A 22,961-nucleotide genomic window follows, 5' to 3' on the forward strand; every position below is an offset into this window, starting at 1 on the left:
GAGTTTTCAAAAAAACCGGATAATCCGGTCTTCCGGAATCATTACTTGTAAAATTGCGATGGCCAGCCTGTTTTTTTATGGGAAGCTAAATGCTCAGGAAAAGCTATATCCAAACCAGTTCCCTCTGGAACAGGTGACGTTGATGGATGGTCCCTTTAATAAGGCCAGAAATCTTAATATTAACACCTTATTGGCGTACGACGTAGACCGGATGCTTGCTCCCTATCTCCGCGCAGCAGGGATTCCGGTAAAGAAATCCAGCTATAAAAACTGGGAAGGACTGGATGGACATATTGGTGGGCACTATCTGACGGCCATGGCATTGAACTACGCCTCTACCAAAAATCCGGAATGTAAACGCCGGATGGATGATATGATTGCAGAACTGAAAGCCTGTCAAAACAAAAATGCCCTCAGTTATCCGGATTGGGGTGTTGGTTATGTTGGCGGTGTACCCAATAGTGCTGAAATATGGTCGACATTTAAAAAAGGAGATTTTAAAGCTTACCGTGCTGCCTGGGTTCCCTGGTATAACGTACATAAAATGTATGCCGGATTACGGGATGCCTGGTTGTACGGAGGTAATCAGGATGCTAAAGCGATCTTTTTGAAATTTTGCGACTGGGCAATCGACATCACATCCGGGCTGTCTGAAAAACAAATGCAGGCGATGCTGGATACCGAGCACGGAGGGATGAACGAAGAGCTGGCTGATGCTTACCAAATCACTGGTGATGAGAAGTATCTTATCGCTGCAAAACGATTTTCCCATCAGCAGCTTCTGATACCACTGGCGAAGGGCCTGGATCATCTTGATCATAAACATGCCAATACTCAGGTTCCAAAAGCCCTGGGTTTTCAACGCATTGCTGAACTGAGTCATGAAGCGCAATATGAAAAATCCGGTCGCTTTTTTTGGGAAACAGTTACAGACAACCGGACACTTGCATTTGGAGGAAACAGCAGACGGGAGTTTTTCCCCAGTGTTGCAGCCAGTTCAGATTTTGTGAATGATGTAGAAGGACCTGAGTCCTGTAATACTTATAATATGCTGAAACTTACCCAGGGATTATTCAGGGAGCAGCCACTGGGAAAGTATGCCGATTTTTATGAACGTGCATTGTACAACCATATTTTATCTACCCAACATCCAGGCCATGGCGGATATGTCTATTTTACACCGGTAAGGCCGAGGCATTACCGGGTGTATTCTGCACCAAATGAAGCAATGTGGTGCTGCGTGGGAAGTGGAATGGAGAATCATGGCAAGTACAATGAGTTTATATATACCCATCGCAAAGATTCCTTGTATTTGAACTTATTTATTGCCTCCACCCTGAACTGGAAGGAAAAGAACATCAGCTTAAAACAGGAAACTTCCTTTCCCGATGAGGAGCAGACCAAACTTACCATTACCGGAGGATCTGCAAAATTTACATTGATGCTGAGACACCCATCATGGGTAAAGGAAAATACCCTGCAAATTTTTGTAAATGGTAAAGCTATAAAATATAAGAAACTGCCTTCTTCCTATATCGGTATTCAAAGAACCTGGAAAAAAGGCGATGTAGTCAAAGTCATCATGCCAATGCAAACCACAATTGAACGGATGCCGAATGTTCCGGAATATGTGGCCATTATGCATGGTCCCATACTCCTTGCTGCGAAGACAAAAACGGAACAATTGAACAAGCTGATTGCAGATGATAGCCGTTGGGGGCATATTGCCGGCGGACAAAAACTTCCTGTGGATAAAGCACCCATTCTCATTGAAGACGATATTTCTGCAATACCAGAAAAGATCGTTCCGGTAAAAGGACATCCGATGACATTCTCATTTGTAAATGAAAAGATCATCAATCCGGAGAAACTGGTACTGGAACCTTTTTATCGCATTCATGATTCCAGATATATGGCGTATTGGATGACCCTAACCCCTCTGCAGTATGTTAATTATATGGATTCGCTTACGGGAATAGAAACAGACAGAATGAATCTGGAAAAACGAACGGTAGATTTTGTGGGGCCTGGTGAACAGCAGCCAGAGGTAGATCACGCACTCCTTCAGGAAAATTCCCGCAGCGGTAGTACCTCTGATGAATTCTGGCGTGATGCTTACGACGGAGGATATTTTAGTTACAACATGTCCACTCAGGGGCTTAGTGATTTATTGCTGAACGTCCGGTACGAATCTGCCACTATGGAGGGAAAAAAGTTTGAAATTTATATTGATGAAAACAGGCTTAAGGTTGTAGATGCTACACAGGGTGCCAGGAAACCGGGTTTCTATCATGAAGAATACCGCATTCCGGCTGATATGCTCAAGGGAAAACAACAGGTGAGGATCAGGTTTCTGGCCTTACCGGGAAAAGCTACTGCGCCAGTTTACCGCATAAGGCTGGTAAAGGACAAATAAAGAAAAGGTATGAATAAAATGAGAACTAACATGGATTTTAAAAGCTGCAGGTTTCGTTTGATCAGTACGCTGCTCCTTTTGTTAATCATGCCAACGGTTGTTTTAAAAGCTCAAAAGCAAGGTTCCTCAAATTTAAAACTGTGGTATGAACAACCGTCCGGTACAATCTGGGAAAATGCCTTACCTATAGGGAATGGAGTGCTTGGCGCCATGGTTTATGGTAACGTAGATCAGGAAATCATAAAACTCAACGAGCATACTTTATGGAGTGGCAGCCCGAACCGGAATGATGTTCCGGAAACCCTGGATTCTTTAAGTCAGATACGCCGGTTAATTTTTGAGGGAAGGCAGAAAGAAGCGGAACAGTTGTCCAATAAAGTGATGTTTGGTAAGAAATCTTCCGGTCAGATATTTCAGCCTGCCGGTAATCTTCATTTGAAGTTTCCCGGACAGGAAAGCTATCAAAATTACTACAGGGAACTGGATATTGAAAAAGCCATTACAAAAACTTCTTATAAGGTTGGGGAAGTGACCTATACCAGGGAGGCATTTGCCGCGTTTGGCGACAGGGTTGTGGTGATGCGTTTAACTGCAGACAAACCCTCACAGATTTCTTTCCAGGCCTCTTATACCACGCCACATAAAAACGCTGCCATTAATGTATCTGCGAAAGACCTCAGCATGCAAGGCCTGACAAGTGACCACGAAGGGGTTAAAGGAATGGTGAAGTATGAAGTCATCAGCAGGTTTAAAAACGATGGAGGGACGGTTACTTCAACAGATCGTACCATTAACATTCAAGGTGCCAATGCAGTTACGATATATATATCTATTGCTACCAACTTCAATAACTATAAGGACGTTAGTGCTGATGAGCATAAAAGAGCACTTGATTACCTTAACAAAGCATCTTCAAAATCTTTCAGTACAATTTTAAATACACATATTTCAGCCTATCAGAAATATTTCAATCGCGTTAAGCTGGATTTGGGCCCCGCTGCAGCTGCAGATTTGCCTACCGACAAAAGACTGATGAATTTCAGGAAGGTCTCAGATCCCCAGTTTGCAGCTTTGTATTATCAGTTTGGGCGTTATTTATTGATCAGTTCCTCACAACCTGGTGGTCAGCCAGCTAATCTGCAGGGGATTTGGAATGATCAGTTAAATCCGCCATGGGATAGTAAATACACCATAAACATCAACGCACAAATGAATTATTGGCCTGCCGAGCCTGCAAACCTGGCGGAATTACATGAACCATTTTTAAGAATGGTAAAAGAGCTGTCTGAAACCGGTGCGGAGACAGCCAAATCAATGTATGGAGCAAGGGGATGGGTAGCTCATCACAATACAGATATATGGCGCATAACAGGGCCGGTTGACGGTGCCTTTTGGGGCATTTGGAATGGTGGAGGAGGCTGGACCAGTCAGCATTTATGGGAACATTATTTATACGGTGGGGATAAGCGTTATTTAAGCAGCGTTTATCCTATATTGAAAGGAGCGGCTACCTTTTATAAAGATTTTTTAGTTGCGCATCCAACCCATAAATGGTTAGTGGTTAATCCCGGAACCTCTCCTGAAAATGCGCCGCAAGCGCATGGCGGTTCTTCCCTGGATGCAGGAACGACGATGGACAACCAGATTGTTTTTGATGTATTTACCACCGCGATCAGGGCCGCTAAAATTTTAAACAAAGACCTGAAATTTGCGGATAGCTTAATACAAATGCGAACACATTTGCCTCCTATGCACATTGGCAAATACGGGCAGTTACAAGAATGGATAGATGATGTGGATAGTCCCAACGACAAGCACCGTCACATTTCCCACCTTTATGGCTTATTCCCGTCTAATCAGATTTCAGCATATCGTACCCCTTTATTATACAGTGCAGCTAAAAATACGCTCCTGCAAAGGGGAGATGTGTCGACTGGCTGGAGCATGGGCTGGAAAATCAACTGGTGGGCAAGGATGCAGGATGGAAACCATGCTTATCAGCTCATTAAAAATCAGCTGACTCCTTTGGGGGTTAATCCTGATGGAGGGGGAACTTACAACAATTTATTTGATGCGCATCCTCCATTTCAAATCGATGGTAATTTTGGTTGTACCTCTGGTATTACTGAAATGTTAATGCAAAGTGCAGATGGTGCATTGCATCTGCTTCCGGCACTTCCCGATGAATGGCAAATGAGTGGCAGCATTAGTGGATTGAGGGCAAGAGGCGGATTTGAAGTGATCACTATGGAATGGGTAAATGGAAAAGTGGTTAAAGCGGTCATCAGATCTACAATTGGTGGGAACCTTCGTTTAAGAGTTCCTAATCCGATAAAGATAAATGAGGCTGTTTTAAAAGTCGCAAAAGGAGAAAATCCGAACCCATTCTATGCGGTAGCAAAAATCCCTGATGCCATTGTTTCTGAAAAAGCCAGCCTGGCCTTGCCGGAGCTGAAAAAGACATTTGTTTATGATGTCCCTACACAAGCCCATCAACTTTATACCCTGGTTTTAAATTAATACTCATGAAGTTCACTATTTTATCAATTAATTTTTTGCTTTGTGCCCTTTTCAGTAATGCACAAAAAGGAGGTATCTACCTCATCTCCAGTCCCGATAAAAATATACAGGTAACCTGTAAGCCTGCTGAGTTGGTATATCAGATCAGGTATAAAGGAGAAACTGTACTTACAGACTCCAAAATGGGCATAGTAAGGGAAGATGAAGATTTCTCTAAAAACCTGCAGGTCATAAGGGCATCTTTTCCGACCCGCATATCCGATCATTATACCATGCTTAATGCAAAAAAGAAGGATATCAATTATACTGCAAACCGACTGCTCATCGAAACAAAAACGATTTCCGGAAAAAAGATGAATGTCATTTTTCAGGTGGCTAATGATGGCGTTGCGTTTCGGTATGAATTCCCGGAGCAGGATAAGGAGATCAGGAGCATAAAAGCTGAGGCAACCAGTTTTCGCTTTCCGGAGGGAACCAGGGCCTGGCTACAACCCAAAACAGAAGCTCAAACAGGATTTGAACATACCAACCCATCTTACGAAGCTCATTATATGATGGATATTCCGGTGGGTACAGCTTCCAATAGCAGCAATGGCTGGGTGTACCCGGCTTTGTTTAAGCATAAAAATATCTGGGTAATGATCACAGAGAGTGGTTTGGAAAGGAATTACTGTGGCACAGCGCTGCAACAGTTTTCGAATGGTGGGGAATATCATATCAATTTTCCGCAGGCACCTGAAAAAATTGCCGGTGGGGCATTAAATCCGGAGTCGGCTTTACCCTGGAAGACTCCATGGCGGATTATTGCTATCGGCAATCTGAAAACGATCATGGAATCTACCTTGGGGACTGACCTTGCCCTGCCCACAAAAAAGATGGATACCTCATTTATAAAACCTGGTAAAGCTTCCTGGAGCTGGGTATTGGAAAAGGATGCAGCTACGATATATCCGGTCCAGAAAAAATACATTGATTATGCAGCGGATATGAAATGGCAATATTGCCTTATTGATGCCAACTGGGATCAGACCATCGGTTACGACTCCGTGAAAATTTTAGCAGATTATGCAAAAGGAAAAAATGTAGGGTTGTTGCTTTGGTATAATTCTGCCGGCGAATGGAATACGGTGAAATTTACCCCAAAAGATAAGCTGTTAAGTCATGAAAGTCGGGTAAAGGAGTTTACCCGGTTGAGAAGTATGGGCATCAAAGGAATAAAAATGGATTTTTTTGGAGGAGATGGACAGTCCATGATCGCCTATTATCAGGATATCCTGGAAGATGCGGCAGACCATCATTTATTAGTTAATTTTCATGGGGCCACACTCCCGAGGGGATGGCAGCGGACGTATCCAAATTTGATGACTGCCGAGGCGGTTTACGGTTATGAAATGATCACTTTTAGTCAGGATGCAGCTAATAAGGCTCCTGAACATTCGGTAATGAGTGCAATGGTGCGCAATGTTTTTGATCCAATGGATTTCACGCCAATGGTATTAAATAAAATACCCGGAATAAACAGGGTAACCACACCTGCTTTTGAACTGGCCACTGCCATTACATTTTTATCTGGTATCCAACATTATGCGGAGACGCCTGATGGCATGAAGGAAGTTCCTGTGTTTGTAAAGGATTTTTTGAGAAAAATACCCAATTCCTGGGATGACCTGAAGTTTATCGAAGGTTATCCGGGACAATTGTATGTCGTTGCCAGAAAGACCGGAAACAAATGGTATGTGGCGGGGATTAATGGAGAAAAAATTGATAAACACCTGACTTTAGACCTTTCCTTTCTAAAAAATAAGACTGGAGCATTGATCTCATCGGGTAATACTGGCGATGCGCCGTTTGATTTGAAAAAAATGAACATACCGGCAAGTGGTAAAGTGGAGGTTGATTTGAAGAAATATGATGGTTTTATAGCTGTTTTTGAATAAGATGAAAAAGTTTGTAGTCCCTATGGCATTTTTTGCTGTAATTTTTCTATGCCATCAGGTCTTTGCTCAACAGCAAAAGGCACAAAACCCTGTTATTTTTGCAGACGTCCCGGATATGTCCATGGTACGTGTGGGTGATGCGTACTACATGAGCAGCACCACCATGCACATGAGTCCCGGTGTACCGATTATGAAATCTAAAGATCTGATCAACTGGAAAATTGTAAGTTATGCCTATGATACGCTCGAAAATGTTGATGCGCTCAACCTGACAAACGGGAAGAATGCTTATGGTCATGGGACCTGGGCGAGCAGTATCCGTTATCATAAGGGGACCTTCTATGTAAGTACGTTTGCTCAGACTACTGGTAAAACTTATATATATACTACAAAAGATATAGAGAAAGGGCTTTGGAAAGTAAGCGCTTTCAGGCCAGGTTTACATGACCATTCTTTGTTTTTTGATGATAATGGTAAAGTTTACATGGTTTACGGAGGAGGGAAGATCAGACTGGTTGAACTGAAATCTGATCTGTCAGGCGTCAATACTGATGTTCCTGAACGTATCATCATAGAAAATGCCAGCCTCCCATCCGGTGAAAACATTGGTCTGCCTGCAGAAGGTTCTCAATTGTTTAAAGTAAAGGGGAAATATTATCTCTTTAACATTACCTGGCCAAAAGGAGGTATGCGAACTGTAGTCGTTCACAGAGCGGATAAAATCACGGGTCCTTATGATGGCAAAACCAGCTTACAGGATCTGGGAGTGGCTCAGGGTGGATTGATCGACAAGCCAAATGGAGAATGGTTCGCTTATCTTTTTCGTGATTTCGGTGCTGTAGGTAGAATTCCTTATTTAGTGCCGGTGAAATGGCAGGATGGCTGGCCGGTATTGGGTACCAATGGCAAAGTTCCGGAAACACTGGATTTACCGATGAGTAAAGGGCTGATGCCGGGAATTGTGGCTTCTGATGATTTTAACCGTAAGAATGGCGAGCCTGATCTGCCATTGGTCTGGCAATGGAACCATCAACCGGATGCCGGTCTTTGGTCGGTGAAAAAAAGAGCGGGATACTTAAGGTTAACGACTGGAAAAATTGACAGTAACTTTTTGCAGGCCCGAAATACTTTAACTCAACGTACCATCGGTCCCTTTTCTTCAGGAACTACCGCTGTTGATGTCGCTATGATGAAGGATGGTGATCTTGCAGGCTTAGGTATTTTGCAGAAAAATTATGGGCTGGTTGGGGTTAGCGTAGAAGGGAATTCCAGATACATGGTCATCATTGACGCAGGTACCGGTAAACCCATCGAAAAGGAACGGGTACAGCTTGAACAGGATAAAATCTATTTTAAAATAGATTGTGATTTTTCTCAAAAGCGGGACCTGGCCAGCTTCTTTTACAGTCTTGACGGAAAGGTTTGGAAAACAATAGGAAACCCAATGAAAATGGCTTATACCATTCCTCATTTTATGGGCTACCGTTTTGCATTGTTTAACTATGCCAGAAAGCAAACAGGGGGCTATGCTGATTTTGATTACTTCCATATTTCGGATAAGAAATCTCCTTCAAACTAAGTTATAATCCTGATTTCTTCAATTCCGGGCAACTTTCTCAGGTTATTGCTAAGGTTAAACAAAAGTGCTAGTCTTTTGCTGAATAATTCAACATTACAGTAACACTTAGCGATACCTTGACCATCTGCTTATGTGTTGGCGAAGGCCCCATATCAGCAGTTGACCTATTACACATGATCATGAGAAAAATTGTTTTGATTTTATTGGGCTGTCTGTCCACAGTTTTAATTACTTCGTATACAAATTATACGTCTGAAACCATTCCGCTCAAAGATGTTTTCAAAGGAAAATTTCACATAGGCGTTGCCTTAAATACCCGGCAAATATGGGGCAGGGATACCAATGCTTTAAAAATAGTAAAAACACATTTTAATTCTGTCGTAGCTGAAAACTGCATGAAGAGCATGTCGCTTCAGCCAAGGGAAGGCCAGTTTCAGTTCAGAGATGCCGATCAGTTTGTCGAATTTGCAGCGCAAAACAATATGTTTACCATTGGACATACCTTAATATGGCATTCCCAGGCACCCAGGTGGTTTTTTGTGGATGAGCATGGAAATGAGGTATCCAGGGAGGTGCTGATAGAAAGAATGAAAAATCATATCACCACTGTGGTTTCCCGATATAAAGGACGTATAAAAGGCTGGGATGTGGTAAATGAGGCAATATTAGACGACGGGTCCTTTAGAAAAAGTAAGTTTTATACCATTATCGGGGAGGACTTTATACGTCTGGCATTTGAATTCGCTCATGCTGCCGATCCGCAGGCAGAACTCTATTACAATGATTTCTCGATGTCGCTGGAAGGAAAACGCAATGGTGTAGTCAGCATGATCAATAAATTGAAAAAACAGGGGGTAAGAGTTACAGGCATAGGGATGCAGGGCCATGTGGGACTTGATTATCCGAAAATCAGTGACTTTGAGAAAAGTATGCTGGCATTTTCAGGTACGGGTGCCAAAGTGATGATCACAGAACTTGACGTCACAGTTTTGCCCAATCCAAGGCGAAATACCGGCGCTGATATCAACCAGAATTACGAATATAAAAAGGCGATTAATCCTTACATCGATGGTTTGCCAGATGCTGTAGAAGCGAAATTACAGGATCGTTACCTGGACTTCTTCAGGTTATTTTTAAAGCATCATGATAAAATAAGCAGGGTTACCGTCTGGGGAGTTACGGATGGCGATTCCTGGTTAAATAACTGGCCTGTATTTGGGCGCAAAGATTATCCTTTGTTGTTTGACCGACAATATAAAGCAAAGCCATTTGTCGAAATGATCTCCCGGATCTCAACAAAGAAATAACAACTTAATTTTAAGTGTTTTATGCAGTTTTTTATGCGTTTTTAGCGCTTGAGGCGTGTTTTTTGCTTCTTTGAACAAACCGGATATAAATTTGAACAATTGTGCTAGCCTTAAAAACGGAACTATTTTACATTCGATTAACCGAATATGAAAAGTTCTGACCTCCATAAGGTAAGAATAACGAACCAAACAAACTTAAGCGGGCTGAGATCAATTAATTCCATGGTCACTTGCGACAGTAGTTTTTATAGGCGGTTCCAAACCAAATATTAACCAAACTATAAACCAAATCGTATGACAAAAAGCTACTACTATCCCGAGGAAGAATTCTGCCCTCATTTGAGCATTACAGCTAACAAATACAGTTTTTATGACCCTATATACAATTAGGGCCTGTAAATAATTATCCAAATTCTATTTCTCTTTAAATGATTTTAAATAATGGAAAAAAACACCAAGGTGGGTAATGCTGTGTGCCACAAATATTGTGGGTATCAGCAGCTGTTACCTGTAATGTACCTCAGCTTAATGATGATCTTTCTTTTTATGGGGACCGCTGCCGCACAGCAACGGAAAACCATAAAGGGAACGGTAAAAGATGAGCAACAAAATCCACTTAGCGGAGCCACCATTACCGTCAAAGGAACGAATGTTAAAACGCAGGCCAATTTAAGCGGAACGTTTTCAATAGAGGTCCCTGCTGATAGAAACATACTTACTATAGGATATATTGGGATGAAGACCCAGGATGTCAGTATTGAGGGTAAAACGACCATAAGCGTGGTCATGAAAGATGATAAAGCACAACTGGGTGAGGTGGTGGTGGTCGGCTACGGAACACAGAAGAAAGAAAGTGTTGTCGGGGCAATTACACAGACAACCAGTGAGGTGCTGGAAAGAACTGGTGGCGTGTCCAGCCTTGGGGCAGCCCTGACAGGAAATTTGCCGGGCGTAATTACTACCGCAAGTTCAGGAATGCCGGGCGAAGAAGATCCTCAGATCCTGATCCGCGGACGCAGTACCTGGAACAATGCAAACCCGCTGATTCTGGTAGATGGAGTGGAACGCTCCATGAACAACATTGATATCGCCACAGTAGCTTCAGTTTCTGTATTAAAGGATGCGTCTGCTACTGCTGTATTTGGAGTGAAGGGCGCAAACGGAGTCATCCTGATCACTACCAAAAGAGGACGTGAAGGCAAAGCAGAAATCAGGGCAGCTGCCAATACCGTGGTGAAAGCTGCCTCTAAACTTCCTGGAAAACTCGACTCTTACGACATGTTTAAGGTGCGTAACCGTACCATAGAATACGAACTGGCACTGGCACCAGGAGCCTGGAATTCTTATCTTCCTGAAGATATCATGCGTAAATACCGGTCGCCGGCAAATTTGCAGGAAGCCGAACGCTATCCAAATGTGGATTGGGTCAATACCTTGTTTCGCGACAATGCGATGTCTTACAATGCCAATCTGAACATCAGCGGCGGAACCCCTTTTGTAAAATACTTTTCTTCAGTGGATTACCTGGATGAGGGTGATCTTTTCAAAAGGTTCAAGAACAACCGGGGCTATGACGGAGGCTATAGTTTCAAAAGATTGAATGTGCGCAGTAACCTGGATTTTCAGTTGACACCTTCCACCGTATTCAGGGCAAATATAGCTGGCTCCAGAGGCCTTTCAGAAAGACCCTGGATAGACGTAAATCCTTACAACACCTGGACTGCAGCGTATTCTGCTGCTCCTAACCTTTATCTGCCCGTTTATTCAGACGGAACCTGGGGATACTATAAGCCCAATGAACAACAAAGCCTTAACTCGGCAAGAATATTGGCTACCACAGGGCTTCAGCAAATTACAACTTCCCGCATTACGACCGATTTTACCGTCGACCAGAACCTTAGCGCATTACTGAAAGGACTGAGTGTTAAAGGTACTCTATCTATTGATAATACTTTCATCGAGAATGAACGAGGCATTGACGATCGGAATAACGGTACACTCAGTAAATATATTGATCCTGAAACCGGGGTAGTATCTTATTCACAAACTAAAGATGCTGCTACCGAGTTGGAATGGACGGAAAGTACCAGGTGGGCGAGCAGGGCCGGTAATGTAAACGATGGGGCTACCTTTCGCAGAATGTTCTCTCAGTTGCAATTGAATTATGCAACCACTATCGCGGATAAACATGATGTGACAGCAATGGGATTGTGGAGCCGTGATGAAAGTGCCATCGGAAGTATTATTCCGTCTTATCGTGAGGATTGGGTATTTCGTACCACCTATAGTTATGCCGGTAAATACAGCGTCGAATACAACGGGGCTTACAATGGATCTGAGAAATTCGGACCGGCTTATCGTTTCGAGTTCTTTTCTTCAGGAGGACTTGGCTGGATGATCTCTCAGGAGAATTTTATGAAGCCCTTAAAGTTCATCAACAGGCTCAAATTGCGCGGATCATACGGGGCAATTGGTGATGATGGCGGTGCGCCAAGGTTTGCATTTTTAACCAATTGGGCATTCGGTGGTAAAACTCCGCTGGGGATTACAGGCGAAGCTGCAGAACAAAGTCCTTATAACTGGTACAGGGAAACTGGCGTAGGTAATCCGAACGTTCGTTGGGAACGGGTCGTGAAAAAGAACATTGCGCTGGAATTTGGATTTTTCGAAGACATGCTTAGCGGAAGTATTGATTTCTTTCAGGATGACCGTAGTGACATTCTTACCGGTACAAACCGCGCGGTTCCATCATACTATGGGGCACAGCCATCTACATTTAATGTGGGAAAAGTCCAGTCAAGAGGATTTGAAGTTGACCTCCGTTTCAGTAAAAAAATAAACAATAACCTGCGGGTGTGGACAAATATCAATTTCACCCATGCCAAGAACAAGGTGATTGATGCGGATGTGGCTGAACTGTTACCGCTCTATTCGAAACCTATCGATAAACAGATTGGCCAAGCCTATTCTTATGTGAGCCAGGGCTATTACAATACCTGGGATGAACTTTATGCGAGTACCATGCACAATGCAAATGATCATCAGAAAATTCCGGGAAATTATCAGCTCATCGATTATAATGCGGATGGGATCATTGATGCCAATGACAATATTCCTTACGGTTATTCCGGAGCCCCTCAAAATACTTATAACGCAACATTGGGTGTCGACTGGAAAGGCTTTAGTGTATTTGCACAGTTTTATGGGGTTAATAATGTGACCCGTCAGGTGGTGCTCGGATCCTTTGCAGGGAAAAATACAGTTGCTTACGACGAAGGCACTTACTGGTCTAAGGACAATACCAATGCCGATGGTCCGATGCCGCGCTGGGAATCAACACCAGCCGGGTTTTATACGGCCGACAGGTATATGTATGATGCCTCTTACCTGCGGTTAAAAAATGCAGAGATCGCTTATACTTTCAGACAGAATTGGGTCAAAAAAGCGGGCGTTTCAAGCTTACGGGTATTTGTAAATGGAAATAACCTGTACGTATGGACTAAAATGCCTGATGACCGGGAGGCCAATTACCAGGGAGCAGGCGGTCAAAGCTGGGCTTCTCAGGGCGCTTACCCTACGGTAAAGCGCTATAATTTCGGTGTTAATATCACCTTCTAATAAGATCGTTATGAGAAAATATATAAAAAGCATATTACTGATAGGAATCATCTGGTCTGTGACCGGGATCTCCTGTAAAAAATATCTGGACAGAGATCCTGAAGCAATCGTTTCGGAAAAAACAGCGTTTAAAGATTTTCGTAGTTTTCAGGGCTTTACAGAAGAACTCTATAATTGTATCCCCGATTTCACCAACCGCTATTGGACCAACAGCTGGAATTGGGGAGATGACGAGATCCAGTCGACGGTAGAGAATTTTCACATTGTGAATAAAATTGACAATGGTGATTTCTGGGGCTGGCAAAGAGAATTTGATGGCTGGGGTGCCGGATTCATGGACAATGCCGGTGCCAACACCAACAATGACAGGATGACAAAAGGGCTATATCCTTTAGCCTGGTATGGAATACGTAAAGCCAATCTGGGTTTAGAGCACATGGATTTGCTGGTCAATGCCACAGATGAAGAACGCAATCTGATTAAAGGTCAGCTCTTGTTTTTCAGAGGATGGTTTCATTTTATGCTGATGCAGTATTTTGGTGGCCTGCCTTATGTAGACCGTGTATTACCTGCGGATGAAGCGTTTAGGTTACCCCGTTTAAAGTATCAGGAATGTGCGGAAAAAGCAGCACAAGATTTCAGGGCAGCAGCTGATCTGCTGCCGGTAAGCTGGGACAATACTACGGCAGGCGCCCAGACTTTCGGAAAAAATCAGTTGCGCATCAATAAAATTATGGCCTTAGGGTATTTGGGTAAAAACTACCTCTGGGCGGCCAGTCCCCTGATGAATTATGCTTCGACAGGTAGCAAAACTTACCATGCGGAGTTTAGTAAAAAGGCTGCTGTGGCATTTGCAGAGTTGTTGAAGTTAACTGAAAGTGGCTCGGCCCCTCATAAGCTGATCCCATTTGAAAAATACAGTACCAATTTTTACACCGTCGGACAAAACTTCCTGATCCCCGGTGGGACGGAAGCGATATTCACCGGACCTTACTGGGGAGCACATGGCTCAACCTATGGGACGGCAAAACAATATACCCCGGCAGTGGTAGGCGATGGCTCTCTGATCTTTGCCCCTACAGCTAATTATGTGAATTACTATGGGATGAAGAATGGCTTGCCAATCGCAAACTCAGCCCAGGCTGATCCTGCAGGCTCGGGATATGATCCCCAGTCTCCATGGCGCGACCGTGATCCAAGGTTTTACAATGACATCGTATACGACGGGGTTAAAGTTGTTCAGGGAACCCTGGCCGCTAATATGGAAGTGCACCGTTATGCCAACTTATTCACAAACGGAAGTTACCGGGATAACCGTTCGGGTAGCCGGACAGGATATATGCTTTACAAATTTGTGCCTTCCACAGCAAATAACTTTGATCAGGGCTGGAATTACGGACAGAACTTAAACATTAAAGTGCCTTACATGCGTCTCGCAGATATTTACCTGATGTATGCAGAGGCGGTAGCTACAGGTTACGGATCTCCGTCTGCGACGGTTGAAAGTTTTAGCAAAACGGCCGCAGATGCGATTAATGTGATCCGCGACCGGGCCGGAGTTGGACATGTGGCAGCGCAGTTTCTTGCTTCTACTGACGAGTTTATGAAAGAAGTAAGACGCGAACGTGCTGTTGAACTTGCTTTTGAGGGACACCGGTTCAACGATCTTCGCCGCTGGCGCTTATTGGCTGAGATGCCTTATACGTTGAAAACAGCAGCAGAATTTGATCGGGCCAGTCCATTAGATCCGACTATGGATAAAAAGCTCAACAAAGTTGTAAACTACCGTGAACGTGTGATTTTGCAACGCCAGTTTAGTGAAAAACATTATTGGTTGCCGCTGAAAAGAGCCGATGTGAATATGTATCCGGAGTTTTCTCAAAACCCTGGCTGGTAGGGTAGTTCATGATTTATAAATCAGATAATTAAAGACAAGAATGATGAAATATTTAAGAAAAGCAATGGTCTTGTGCGTCTTACTTACGTTATTTAGCGGCGTAATCAAGGGGCAGGATGCCGTTAAAATATCTATAAAAGCCATTGTCCGCGGTTTAAACGGGGAGCCTGTAAAAGGAGCAACAATAAGTTCCGCAGCAAATGAATTGCTGGTCATATCCGATCAGTCGGGTGTGTTTTCCATGGAAGTGCCTGCTAAAACAGTATTAACGGTAAGTGCAACAGGTTATAAAAGTTCATCGGTTACTGCAATACCTGATCTGCAGCAAATCACTTTAAGCGAGGAGCAGCGGGTCGTTCCGATTGGCTTTAGAACGGTAGAGGAGCGGGACCTTCCGGGTGGCCTGTCGAATGTGAACGTTTCAAAAATCTTTGAGAAAAATTTCATGACCTCCGGACTGGAAAACATGGAAGCCTTTGCTCCGGGATTCAATGGCAATAGCCTCAACGGGAACAACCTCTGGGGCATGAGTAGTTCTTTATTATTGGTAGACGGTGTTCCGCGTGATATCGGTAGCATCACCCCGAATGAGATCGATCAGATTACTTTTCTCAAAAGTGCCGCTGCTGTTGCCCTTTATGGAAGCCGTGGTGCTAAAGGGGTAATTTTGATATCCACGAAAAGAGGAACCAATTCCAAACAGAAAATCGCATTTCGTACCAACGCAGGACTGAATGTGCCCAAAAGGTTTCCCGGATACCTTGGCTCTTCAGAATATATGACCTTGTATAATGAAGCACTGGTAAATGACGGATTGGCTCCGGCATATACTGCGGAGGCGATCTATAATCATTCTCAGGGAAACCCATACCGTTATCCAAGTGTAGACTATTATTCTTCGGAATACCTTAAAAGCAACTTTGGAAGATATGATGGTGTGGCAGAGATTTCCGGAGGTAACGAACGGGCCCGCTATTATACCAATGTTGGATTTAATTCTTCCGGTTCGCTGCTGGATTTTGGCGAAGCCAAAGAGAATGGCAGTACAAACCGTTTTAATATACGCGGTAATGTAGACATGCAGTTAACCAAGGCATTGAAAGCAAGAGTGGATGCCAGTGCTGTATTTTCCAATGGCGGGGGTGTAAATACTGATTATTGGGGCAGCGCGGCAACTTTACGTCCGCACCTGTTTACCCCGCTTATTCCCATCAATTTGATAGAGGAAAGTGATCAGGCAAGCTGGGCAATGGTGAATACTGCCAATCTCATAAACGGCAAATATGTATTGGGTGGAACCCAAATCGATCAGACGAATCCTTTCGCTGCCATTTATGCAGGCGGTAACAATAAGTTTGTGCAGCGGGAATTTCAGTTTACTACAGGAATAGATGCTGATTTGAGTGGCATCTTAAAAGGGCTTTCATTTAATGCAGGCCTGGGAATAGATTACTTTAACCGCTACAATCAAGGTTACCGCAATGGCTACGCGACTTATCAGCCGGGCTGGACAACCTATTCCGGTTCAGACCTTATCTCCGGCCTGACCCGTTGGGGAGAAGATACCAAACCTGGCGTTCAAACGATTGCAGATAGTTGGTACAGACAAACCATCTCCTTGTCCAGCCAGCTTAATTATAATACCGTTATCAACGAAAAACATCAAATTTCTGCTGTATTTTTAGGTGCAGCATATCGTCAGGCGCAATCTGAAATCTACCAGCCGGTTACCAATTCAAATCTGGGCCTGCAGCTGGGGTATAATTTCAGCCGTAAATATTACGCGGAGTTCACAGGCGCGCTTGTCCGCTCCCCAAAAATGCCTCCGGGAAACCGCGTGGCATTCTCACCAGCGGGTACCATAGGCTGGAGGATAAGCGAAGAGCCTTTTATGAAATCCGCATCCTTTATTAACAACCTGACCATTACTGCATCAGCGGGGATTCTCAATACTGATCTCGATTTTGACGAATACTTTGCTTATCAAAGCATTTATACGGCAACAGGTGGCAACTGGTTTGGCTGGAACGATGGTTCGGGCACACAGTCTTTTGATTCCCGTCGGGGAACTAATATGGATTTGACATTTGCTAAAAGGAAAGAAATTAGCCTAGGTGTACAAGGGGCTATGTTTAATAACCAGTTCGGCTTTAGTGCCAATGTGTTTAGAAACCACATCACCGGAATAATCGGCCAGTACAATGTTTTATATCCAAGTTATTTTACACAGGGATTTCCTAACTCTTCATTTGTGCCTTATAGCAATTACAATGGCGATCAACGTACAGGCCTGGATTTCCAGTTAAATTTCAACAAACGCATTGGTGCTGTTCAGTGGACAATAGGTGCATCAGGTAGCTACTATTCCACCAAAGCCACAAAACGCCCTGATGCTTATACCTATGGAGATCAATATCAATACCGTCAGGGCAAACCACTAGATGCGATTTGGGGCCTGGTGAGTGATGGATTTTATATGAATGCCAGCGAAGTGGCAGCTGCAGATGGCATTAACCAGCCACGGTCTGCATTTGGATCCACTTTAGCCCCGGGTGATATCAGGTACAAAGATCAGAATGGTGATAAAATTATAGACAATCAGGATCAGGTTTACCTTGGGCGGGGGGGATGGTTTGGTGCGCCTCTCACTCTTGGACTAAACCTGACCGCAAAATGGAAGAACTTTACCTTTTTTGTATTAGGTACAGGTCGCTTCGGTGCTTCGGCCATGAAAAGTGACAATTACTTCTGGGTAAATGGAAGTGATAAATACTCTTCAGTGGTACGTAACCGATGGACAGAGGCCACCCAGAATACCGCAACGTTTCCACGATTGACCACCCAGAACGGGGATAACAATTTCAGGGCATCTGATTTCTGGATGTATCGTACAGACCGGTTTGATTTGTCGAAAGTTCAGGTCTCTTACACGATTTCCGACAAGCTGCTTAAAAGTAAGGTACTGAAAGAGCTGGGGGTCTATGTGGCCGGTTTTAACCTGTTGACGGTTGCGAAGGAGCGGGAAATAATGGAGATGAATTTTGGAGGTGCCCCACAGACCAGGTTGTACAATCTGGGCGTAAAGGCAATGTTTTAATTGAATAAAATATTAGATAAGATGAACAGAATTTCAATACTATTTATAGGTTTCTTTTTTACGCTTTCGGGTTGTAAAAAGTTTACCGAACCTGCTGCCCAAAATAATGGAGATTTTGAGAATATCTATAAGGAGCCGGCACTGGCCCATGGATTATTGTTAAACGGGTATACCCGGCTCCCAACAAACGGCTGGTCCTTCAGCGATGTTGCTACAGATGATGCGGTAAGCAATGATATCAATAATAATTACCGGAAAATTGCCACCGGACAATGGTCGGCTTCCTTTAACCCATTGGATCAATGGACAAATTCAAGAGCGGGCATTCAGTATTTAAACATATTCCTGGCCGAGGCAGACAAAGTGACCTGGGATAGCACTGATCCGATGCTCAATACCATGTTTAACGATCGTCAGAAAGGCGAAGCTTATGGATTACGTGCCTATCTGATGTATTATATGCTGCAGGCACATGCCGGATGGGCCGGAGGTACTTTGTATGGTTTCCCACTGGTGCTTGAGGCGGAAACACCAACTTCAAATTTCAATCAGCCAAGGGCAACATTCGAGGCTTGTATGAAACAGATTTATAGTGATCTGGACAAAGCCGAGGGCTTGCTTTCTCTTGATTATAAAGACATCACCAGCACCGCTCAAATACCGTCAAAATATAGCGGAATTAAGGTGGAGACCTATAACCGGGTTTTCGGTAAATTCTTTAACCAGCGGATGACCGGCCGGATTGCAAAGGCAATCCGGGCAAAGTTAGCATTGATGGCTGCAAGCCAGGCGTATAGTACAGGAAATACCACAACCTGGACGGATGCAGCTAACTATACTGCTCAGGTACTGGAGCTTAACGGAGGGCTTGCTAATTTAGATCCTAATGGTGTGACCTGGTATGATAATAAAACAGAGATTGATGGTTTAGCCTCAGGAGCCAGCCCCAGGGAAGTGTTATGGCGGACTAATATCGGATCAAGCAGCGATCTTGAAGCAGCGCATTATCCGCCCAGCCTCTCTGGTCAGGGCCGGTTAAACCCGACGCAAAATTTAGTGAATGCATTTCCAATGTCAAATGGTTACCCCATCACGAATACTGCATCCAGTGGTTATAGTGCCGCCAATCCTTATACAGGCCGTGATCCGCGTTTAGCAAAATATATCGTCTATAATGGGAATACCATCGGACCAGCCAATAAAGTCATCAATACCACAATAGATGTGGTTACTAATGACGACGGGTTAAATAAAAAGGAAACATCCACCAGAACAGGTTATTACATGCGAAAACTGTTAAGACAGGATGTGAGCCTAAACCCAAGCGTCAATAATCAAAAGCACTACAGACCCCATATCCGTTATACCGAACTGTTTTTGAACTATGCAGAAGCGGCAAATGAAGCCTGGGGCCCAATGGGTAATGGAGGGAATCCATATTCGGCTTATGACGTGATTAAGGCCATTCGTACCAGAGCCGGCGTAGGTATTGCAAACGGACATGCCTACCTGGAATCCATCAAAGGAGACCAGGATGCCATGAGAACCCTGATCAGAAACGAGAGAAGGTTGGAGCTGGCCTTCGAGGGCTTCCGTTTCTGGGATTTGCGGAGGTGGAACACCAGCTTAACTGAGGCAGTAACAGGGACTAGTATTTCACTCAATACTTATAAGGAAATTAATGTGGAAGGAAGGAACTATCAGGATTACATGAGGTTCGGACCTATCCCTCATAGTGAACGGCTGAAGTATAATGCCTTACAGCAAAATAACGGATGGTAATATTTATTATAAACAAATTAAAGATGAAAAATCTATTCTATACTTCACTCTTGCTCCTTTCAACACTTGCTTCCTGCAAAAATGAAGAGTGGGCATTTCCTGATTACGAAACACAGGCCGTTTATTTTGCTTATCAGGGACCGATCAGGACAATCACGCTTGGCGAGGATATTTTCGATACCTCACTGGATAACCAGCATAAACTTCAGATCATGGCTACTTTAGGTGGTGTGTATTCAAATAAACAAGACATCACTATTGGAATTGCTGTAGACAATTCGTTGACCCAGGGACTTTCATTTCCTTCTCCCTACAGTGGAACAGTAAAGCCGATGCCGGCCAATTATTACACGCTTGCTTCCGATAAGATCACCATTCCTAAGGGTAAATTAATTGGTGGAGTGGAAGTACAGCTCACAGACGCATTCTTTGCAGACCCCTTATCTGCAAGTACAACCTATGTCATTCCGTTAAAAATGACGAATGTGGTGAATGCTGATGCAATATTGGAAACTAAAAAGTCTACGCTTTATGCCGTCAGGTACATCAATCCATGGACCGGTTTTTACCTGCGCAGGGGTAAGGATGTTTTTGTGGGTAAAAACGGCAATACTGCATTGGATGGTACAAACGTACGCCACATGCAATATGTAGAGAAGGATGAGGTCAACAAAATCAATACACGCTCACTGACTCAGGCAACCTTCCCGGTAACATTTAAAGGTGCTGGTGGAGTGAACATCAACCGGACCTTACTGTTAACTTTCGACAACAATGGCAACTGCACAGTGGCTGCAGGTGATGCCGGTTTTACAGCCAGCGGAACCGGGAAATTTGTTAAAAGAGGAGAGAAAAACAGCTGGGGCAGTCAGGATCGTGATGCACTTTACCTGAACTATCAGGTAGATCTGGACGACAGAACGGTAACCTCTGCTGATACGCTTGTAATGCGCGACCGGGGAGTGAAGGCCGAGACCTTTACTCCGGTTGGCAATTAATTTTTAACCTAACCATCGAGATTTATGAAACCATTTTATAAAATAGCATTAAGCATAGCTGCGTCTGTAGCATTGGCTTCCTGCCATAAATATGAAGCGCTGGACTTCCATGTTGATCAACCGGCAACTTTCGCCGCTCAGCAGGAAATAGATGCTTACGAGGGTCTGAAGACTTATGTGGACAGAAATGCAAATCCTAAGTTTAAGTTGGGTGCGGGCATATCCTTGCAGCAATACCTTTCAAAAGGAGTAATGTACCGGCTTGCGAACAGTAATTTTGACGAAATCACGCTCGGATACGAGATGAAACATGGCGCTGTTGTTCAGGCTGATGGAAATCTGTCATTAACCAATGTTAAGACCTTATTGGAAACCGCCACGAAAGCGGGCATCTCTGTTTTCGGGCATACGCTTGCCTGGCATGCCAACCAAAATGCCACCTATTTGAACGGATTGATCGCGCCGGTAGTGATCCCTTCAACTGGTGGCCCTACATGGGATTTGGTCACTGCTGCAGATTTTGAAACTGACAATGCTGCAAATTATCAGTACAATGCCAATGCAATTGCCGGGTTCACCGCTGCGGGAGAGGGGGCTAAGGGAGTCGGCAGAGCGCTGAAAATAACGAATCAGAGTGTTCGTACCAATGATTGGGATACACAATTGTTTCTTAAATTTTCTCCGGCGGTGAAGCTGGGAGAAAAATATGAACTCAAGATCGATGTGCGGTCAGATGCACCTGCATCTTTTGGTACACAGGCGCATGTCACTGCAGGTGCCTACAAATTTTATGATTTTTTCGGTACGATATCTTCCACGCCGACATGGACCACGTATACCAAGGAAGTCACCATTTCTACAGAAATGATCACGAGTGGTGCCATTGCCTTCAATCTCGGCAAAACGGCTACGACTTATTATTTTGATAATATCAGTCTGAAAAAGTACAATCCTCTTGGCGGAGTGACCATCATCGAGAAAACAGCCGAAGAGAAGAAAACGTTGTTGAGTGCCGCTCTTGAAAAATGGATCAAGGAAATGGTTACCGCTTCTAAAGATCATGTTAAATCCTGGGACGTAGTGAACGAACCGATGGACGATGGTAAACCTGCTGAACTAAAAACGGGTGTGGGCAGGACGAATTTAGCAGCCGATGAGTTTTACTGGCAGGACTATCTGGGCAAAGATTATGCTTTGAAAGCATTTCAATGGGCCAGACAGTATGGCAATCCAACAGATATCCATTTCATCAACGATTATAACCTGGAGTATAGCCTGGATAAATGTAAGGGACTGATTGCGTATGTAAAATATCTTGAAGATAAAGGTGCTAAAATTGACGGAATAGGTACTCAGATGCACATCGTTGCTACTTCAGATAAGGCAAAGATCGAGGAGATGTTTAAACTATTGGCTGCAACAGGCAAACTGATAAAAATATCTGAGCTGGATATGGGCTTTGAAGGAAAACTACAAACGGCCCAAATTAGCCCGCAGCAATATGCGGAACAGGCAGAAATGTACAAGTATGTAGTGAAGAAATACTTTGAGCTCATTCCTGCTGCTCAGCGTTATGGAATTACCATCTGGGCACCTCAGGATAGCCCTGCAAGCTCGAGTTGGAGAGGCGGTGAGCCGATCGGTTTATGGACAGAAGGTTTCGTCAGGAAACCTGCATATGTTGGTGTAGCGGAAGGCCTGAAAAATAAATAGGGCTGATAAACCGCTGTCTACAGCTAAATCAGGGAAGAGGGGAGCCGTTCGTTAGCTAACTTCTTCCCTGTTTTTTTTAAATATTCTGGGAATTTGT

Annotated in this window: 11 protein-coding genes; all 11 read left to right on the top strand. The window is 43.9% G+C overall.

Annotation, left to right across the window (positions count from 1 at the left end; all coding sequences use genetic code 11):
- The first annotated feature begins 58 nt into the window (after positions 1-58).
- The 11 genes from AAFF35_RS02825 to AAFF35_RS02875 all read left to right on the top strand — a co-directional run bounded on the left by AAFF35_RS02825 (position 59) and on the right by AAFF35_RS02875 (position 22,864).
- Positions 59-2,416 (top strand): glycoside hydrolase family 127 protein, encoded by a 2,358-nt coding sequence (locus tag AAFF35_RS02825; RefSeq protein WP_342330834.1) that lies wholly within the window; start codon positions 59-61, stop codon positions 2,414-2,416.
- Between the two features lie 30 nt (positions 2,417-2,446).
- A complete protein-coding gene (locus AAFF35_RS02830) occupies positions 2,447-4,936 on the top strand; it encodes a glycoside hydrolase family 95 protein (protein WP_342330836.1) in 2,490 nt (829 codons plus the stop codon).
- Between the two features lie 5 nt (positions 4,937-4,941).
- The gene (locus AAFF35_RS02835; protein WP_342330838.1) at positions 4,942-6,873 is read left to right on the top strand and encodes a glycoside hydrolase family 97 catalytic domain-containing protein; all 1,932 of its coding nucleotides are present in this window, start codon (positions 4,942-4,944) and stop codon (positions 6,871-6,873) included.
- A gap of 1 nt (position 6,874) precedes the next feature.
- On the top strand, positions 6,875-8,452 hold the full coding sequence (locus AAFF35_RS02840; protein ID WP_342330839.1) for a glycoside hydrolase 43 family protein: 1,578 nt from the start codon (positions 6,875-6,877) through the stop codon (positions 8,450-8,452).
- Positions 8,453-8,631: 179 nt separating this feature from the next.
- Positions 8,632-9,759, top strand: coding sequence for an endo-1,4-beta-xylanase (locus tag AAFF35_RS02845; protein ID WP_342330840.1), 1,128 nt, complete (start codon positions 8,632-8,634; stop codon positions 9,757-9,759).
- Between the two features lie 441 nt (positions 9,760-10,200).
- Positions 10,201-13,377, top strand: a complete 3,177-nt coding sequence (locus AAFF35_RS02850) for a TonB-dependent receptor (protein ID WP_342330841.1) — start codon at positions 10,201-10,203, stop codon at positions 13,375-13,377.
- A gap of 10 nt (positions 13,378-13,387) precedes the next feature.
- Positions 13,388-15,274 carry a RagB/SusD family nutrient uptake outer membrane protein gene (locus AAFF35_RS02855; protein WP_342330842.1) on the top strand — a complete coding sequence of 629 codons (1,887 nt, stop codon included), beginning with the start codon at positions 13,388-13,390 and terminating at the stop codon, positions 15,272-15,274.
- A gap of 40 nt (positions 15,275-15,314) precedes the next feature.
- Positions 15,315-18,371 (top strand): SusC/RagA family TonB-linked outer membrane protein, encoded by a 3,057-nt coding sequence (locus tag AAFF35_RS02860; RefSeq protein ID WP_342330843.1) that lies wholly within the window; start codon positions 15,315-15,317, stop codon positions 18,369-18,371.
- A gap of 21 nt (positions 18,372-18,392) precedes the next feature.
- Positions 18,393-20,153: a RagB/SusD family nutrient uptake outer membrane protein gene (locus AAFF35_RS02865; protein WP_342330845.1), complete on the top strand. Its 1,761-nt coding sequence runs from the start codon at positions 18,393-18,395 to the stop codon at positions 20,151-20,153.
- A 23-nt stretch (positions 20,154-20,176) separates the two neighbouring features.
- Complete coding sequence (locus AAFF35_RS02870; protein WP_342330846.1) at positions 20,177-21,151, top strand: DUF5627 domain-containing protein; 975 nt, start codon at positions 20,177-20,179, stop codon at positions 21,149-21,151.
- A gap of 24 nt (positions 21,152-21,175) precedes the next feature.
- Positions 21,176-22,864 (top strand): endo-1,4-beta-xylanase, encoded by a 1,689-nt coding sequence (locus AAFF35_RS02875; RefSeq protein WP_342330848.1) that lies wholly within the window; start codon positions 21,176-21,178, stop codon positions 22,862-22,864.
- The last annotated feature ends 97 nt before the right edge of the window (positions 22,865-22,961 follow it).

The sequence above is a fragment of the Pedobacter sp. FW305-3-2-15-E-R2A2 genome, assembly GCF_038446955.1.
Lineage (GTDB): Bacteria > Bacteroidota > Bacteroidia > Sphingobacteriales > Sphingobacteriaceae > Pedobacter.

Coding starts and splice junctions, on each gene's coding strand:
- AAFF35_RS02870 (WP_342330846.1), top strand. CDS start 20,177: ATGAAAAATCTATTCTATACTTCACTCTTGCTCCTTTCAACACTTGCT.
- AAFF35_RS02840 (WP_342330839.1), top strand. CDS start 6,875: ATGAAAAAGTTTGTAGTCCCTATGGCATTTTTTGCTGTAATTTTTCTA.
- AAFF35_RS02855 (WP_342330842.1), top strand. CDS start 13,388: ATGAGAAAATATATAAAAAGCATATTACTGATAGGAATCATCTGGTCT.
- AAFF35_RS02845 (WP_342330840.1), top strand. CDS start 8,632: ATGAGAAAAATTGTTTTGATTTTATTGGGCTGTCTGTCCACAGTTTTA.
- AAFF35_RS02830 (WP_342330836.1), top strand. CDS start 2,447: ATGGATTTTAAAAGCTGCAGGTTTCGTTTGATCAGTACGCTGCTCCTT.
- AAFF35_RS02865 (WP_342330845.1), top strand. CDS start 18,393: ATGAACAGAATTTCAATACTATTTATAGGTTTCTTTTTTACGCTTTCG.
- AAFF35_RS02835 (WP_342330838.1), top strand. CDS start 4,942: ATGAAGTTCACTATTTTATCAATTAATTTTTTGCTTTGTGCCCTTTTC.
- AAFF35_RS02875 (WP_342330848.1), top strand. CDS start 21,176: ATGAAACCATTTTATAAAATAGCATTAAGCATAGCTGCGTCTGTAGCA.
- AAFF35_RS02850 (WP_342330841.1), top strand. CDS start 10,201: ATGGAAAAAAACACCAAGGTGGGTAATGCTGTGTGCCACAAATATTGT.
- AAFF35_RS02825 (WP_342330834.1), top strand. CDS start 59: ATGGCCAGCCTGTTTTTTTATGGGAAGCTAAATGCTCAGGAAAAGCTA.
- AAFF35_RS02860 (WP_342330843.1), top strand. CDS start 15,315: ATGATGAAATATTTAAGAAAAGCAATGGTCTTGTGCGTCTTACTTACG.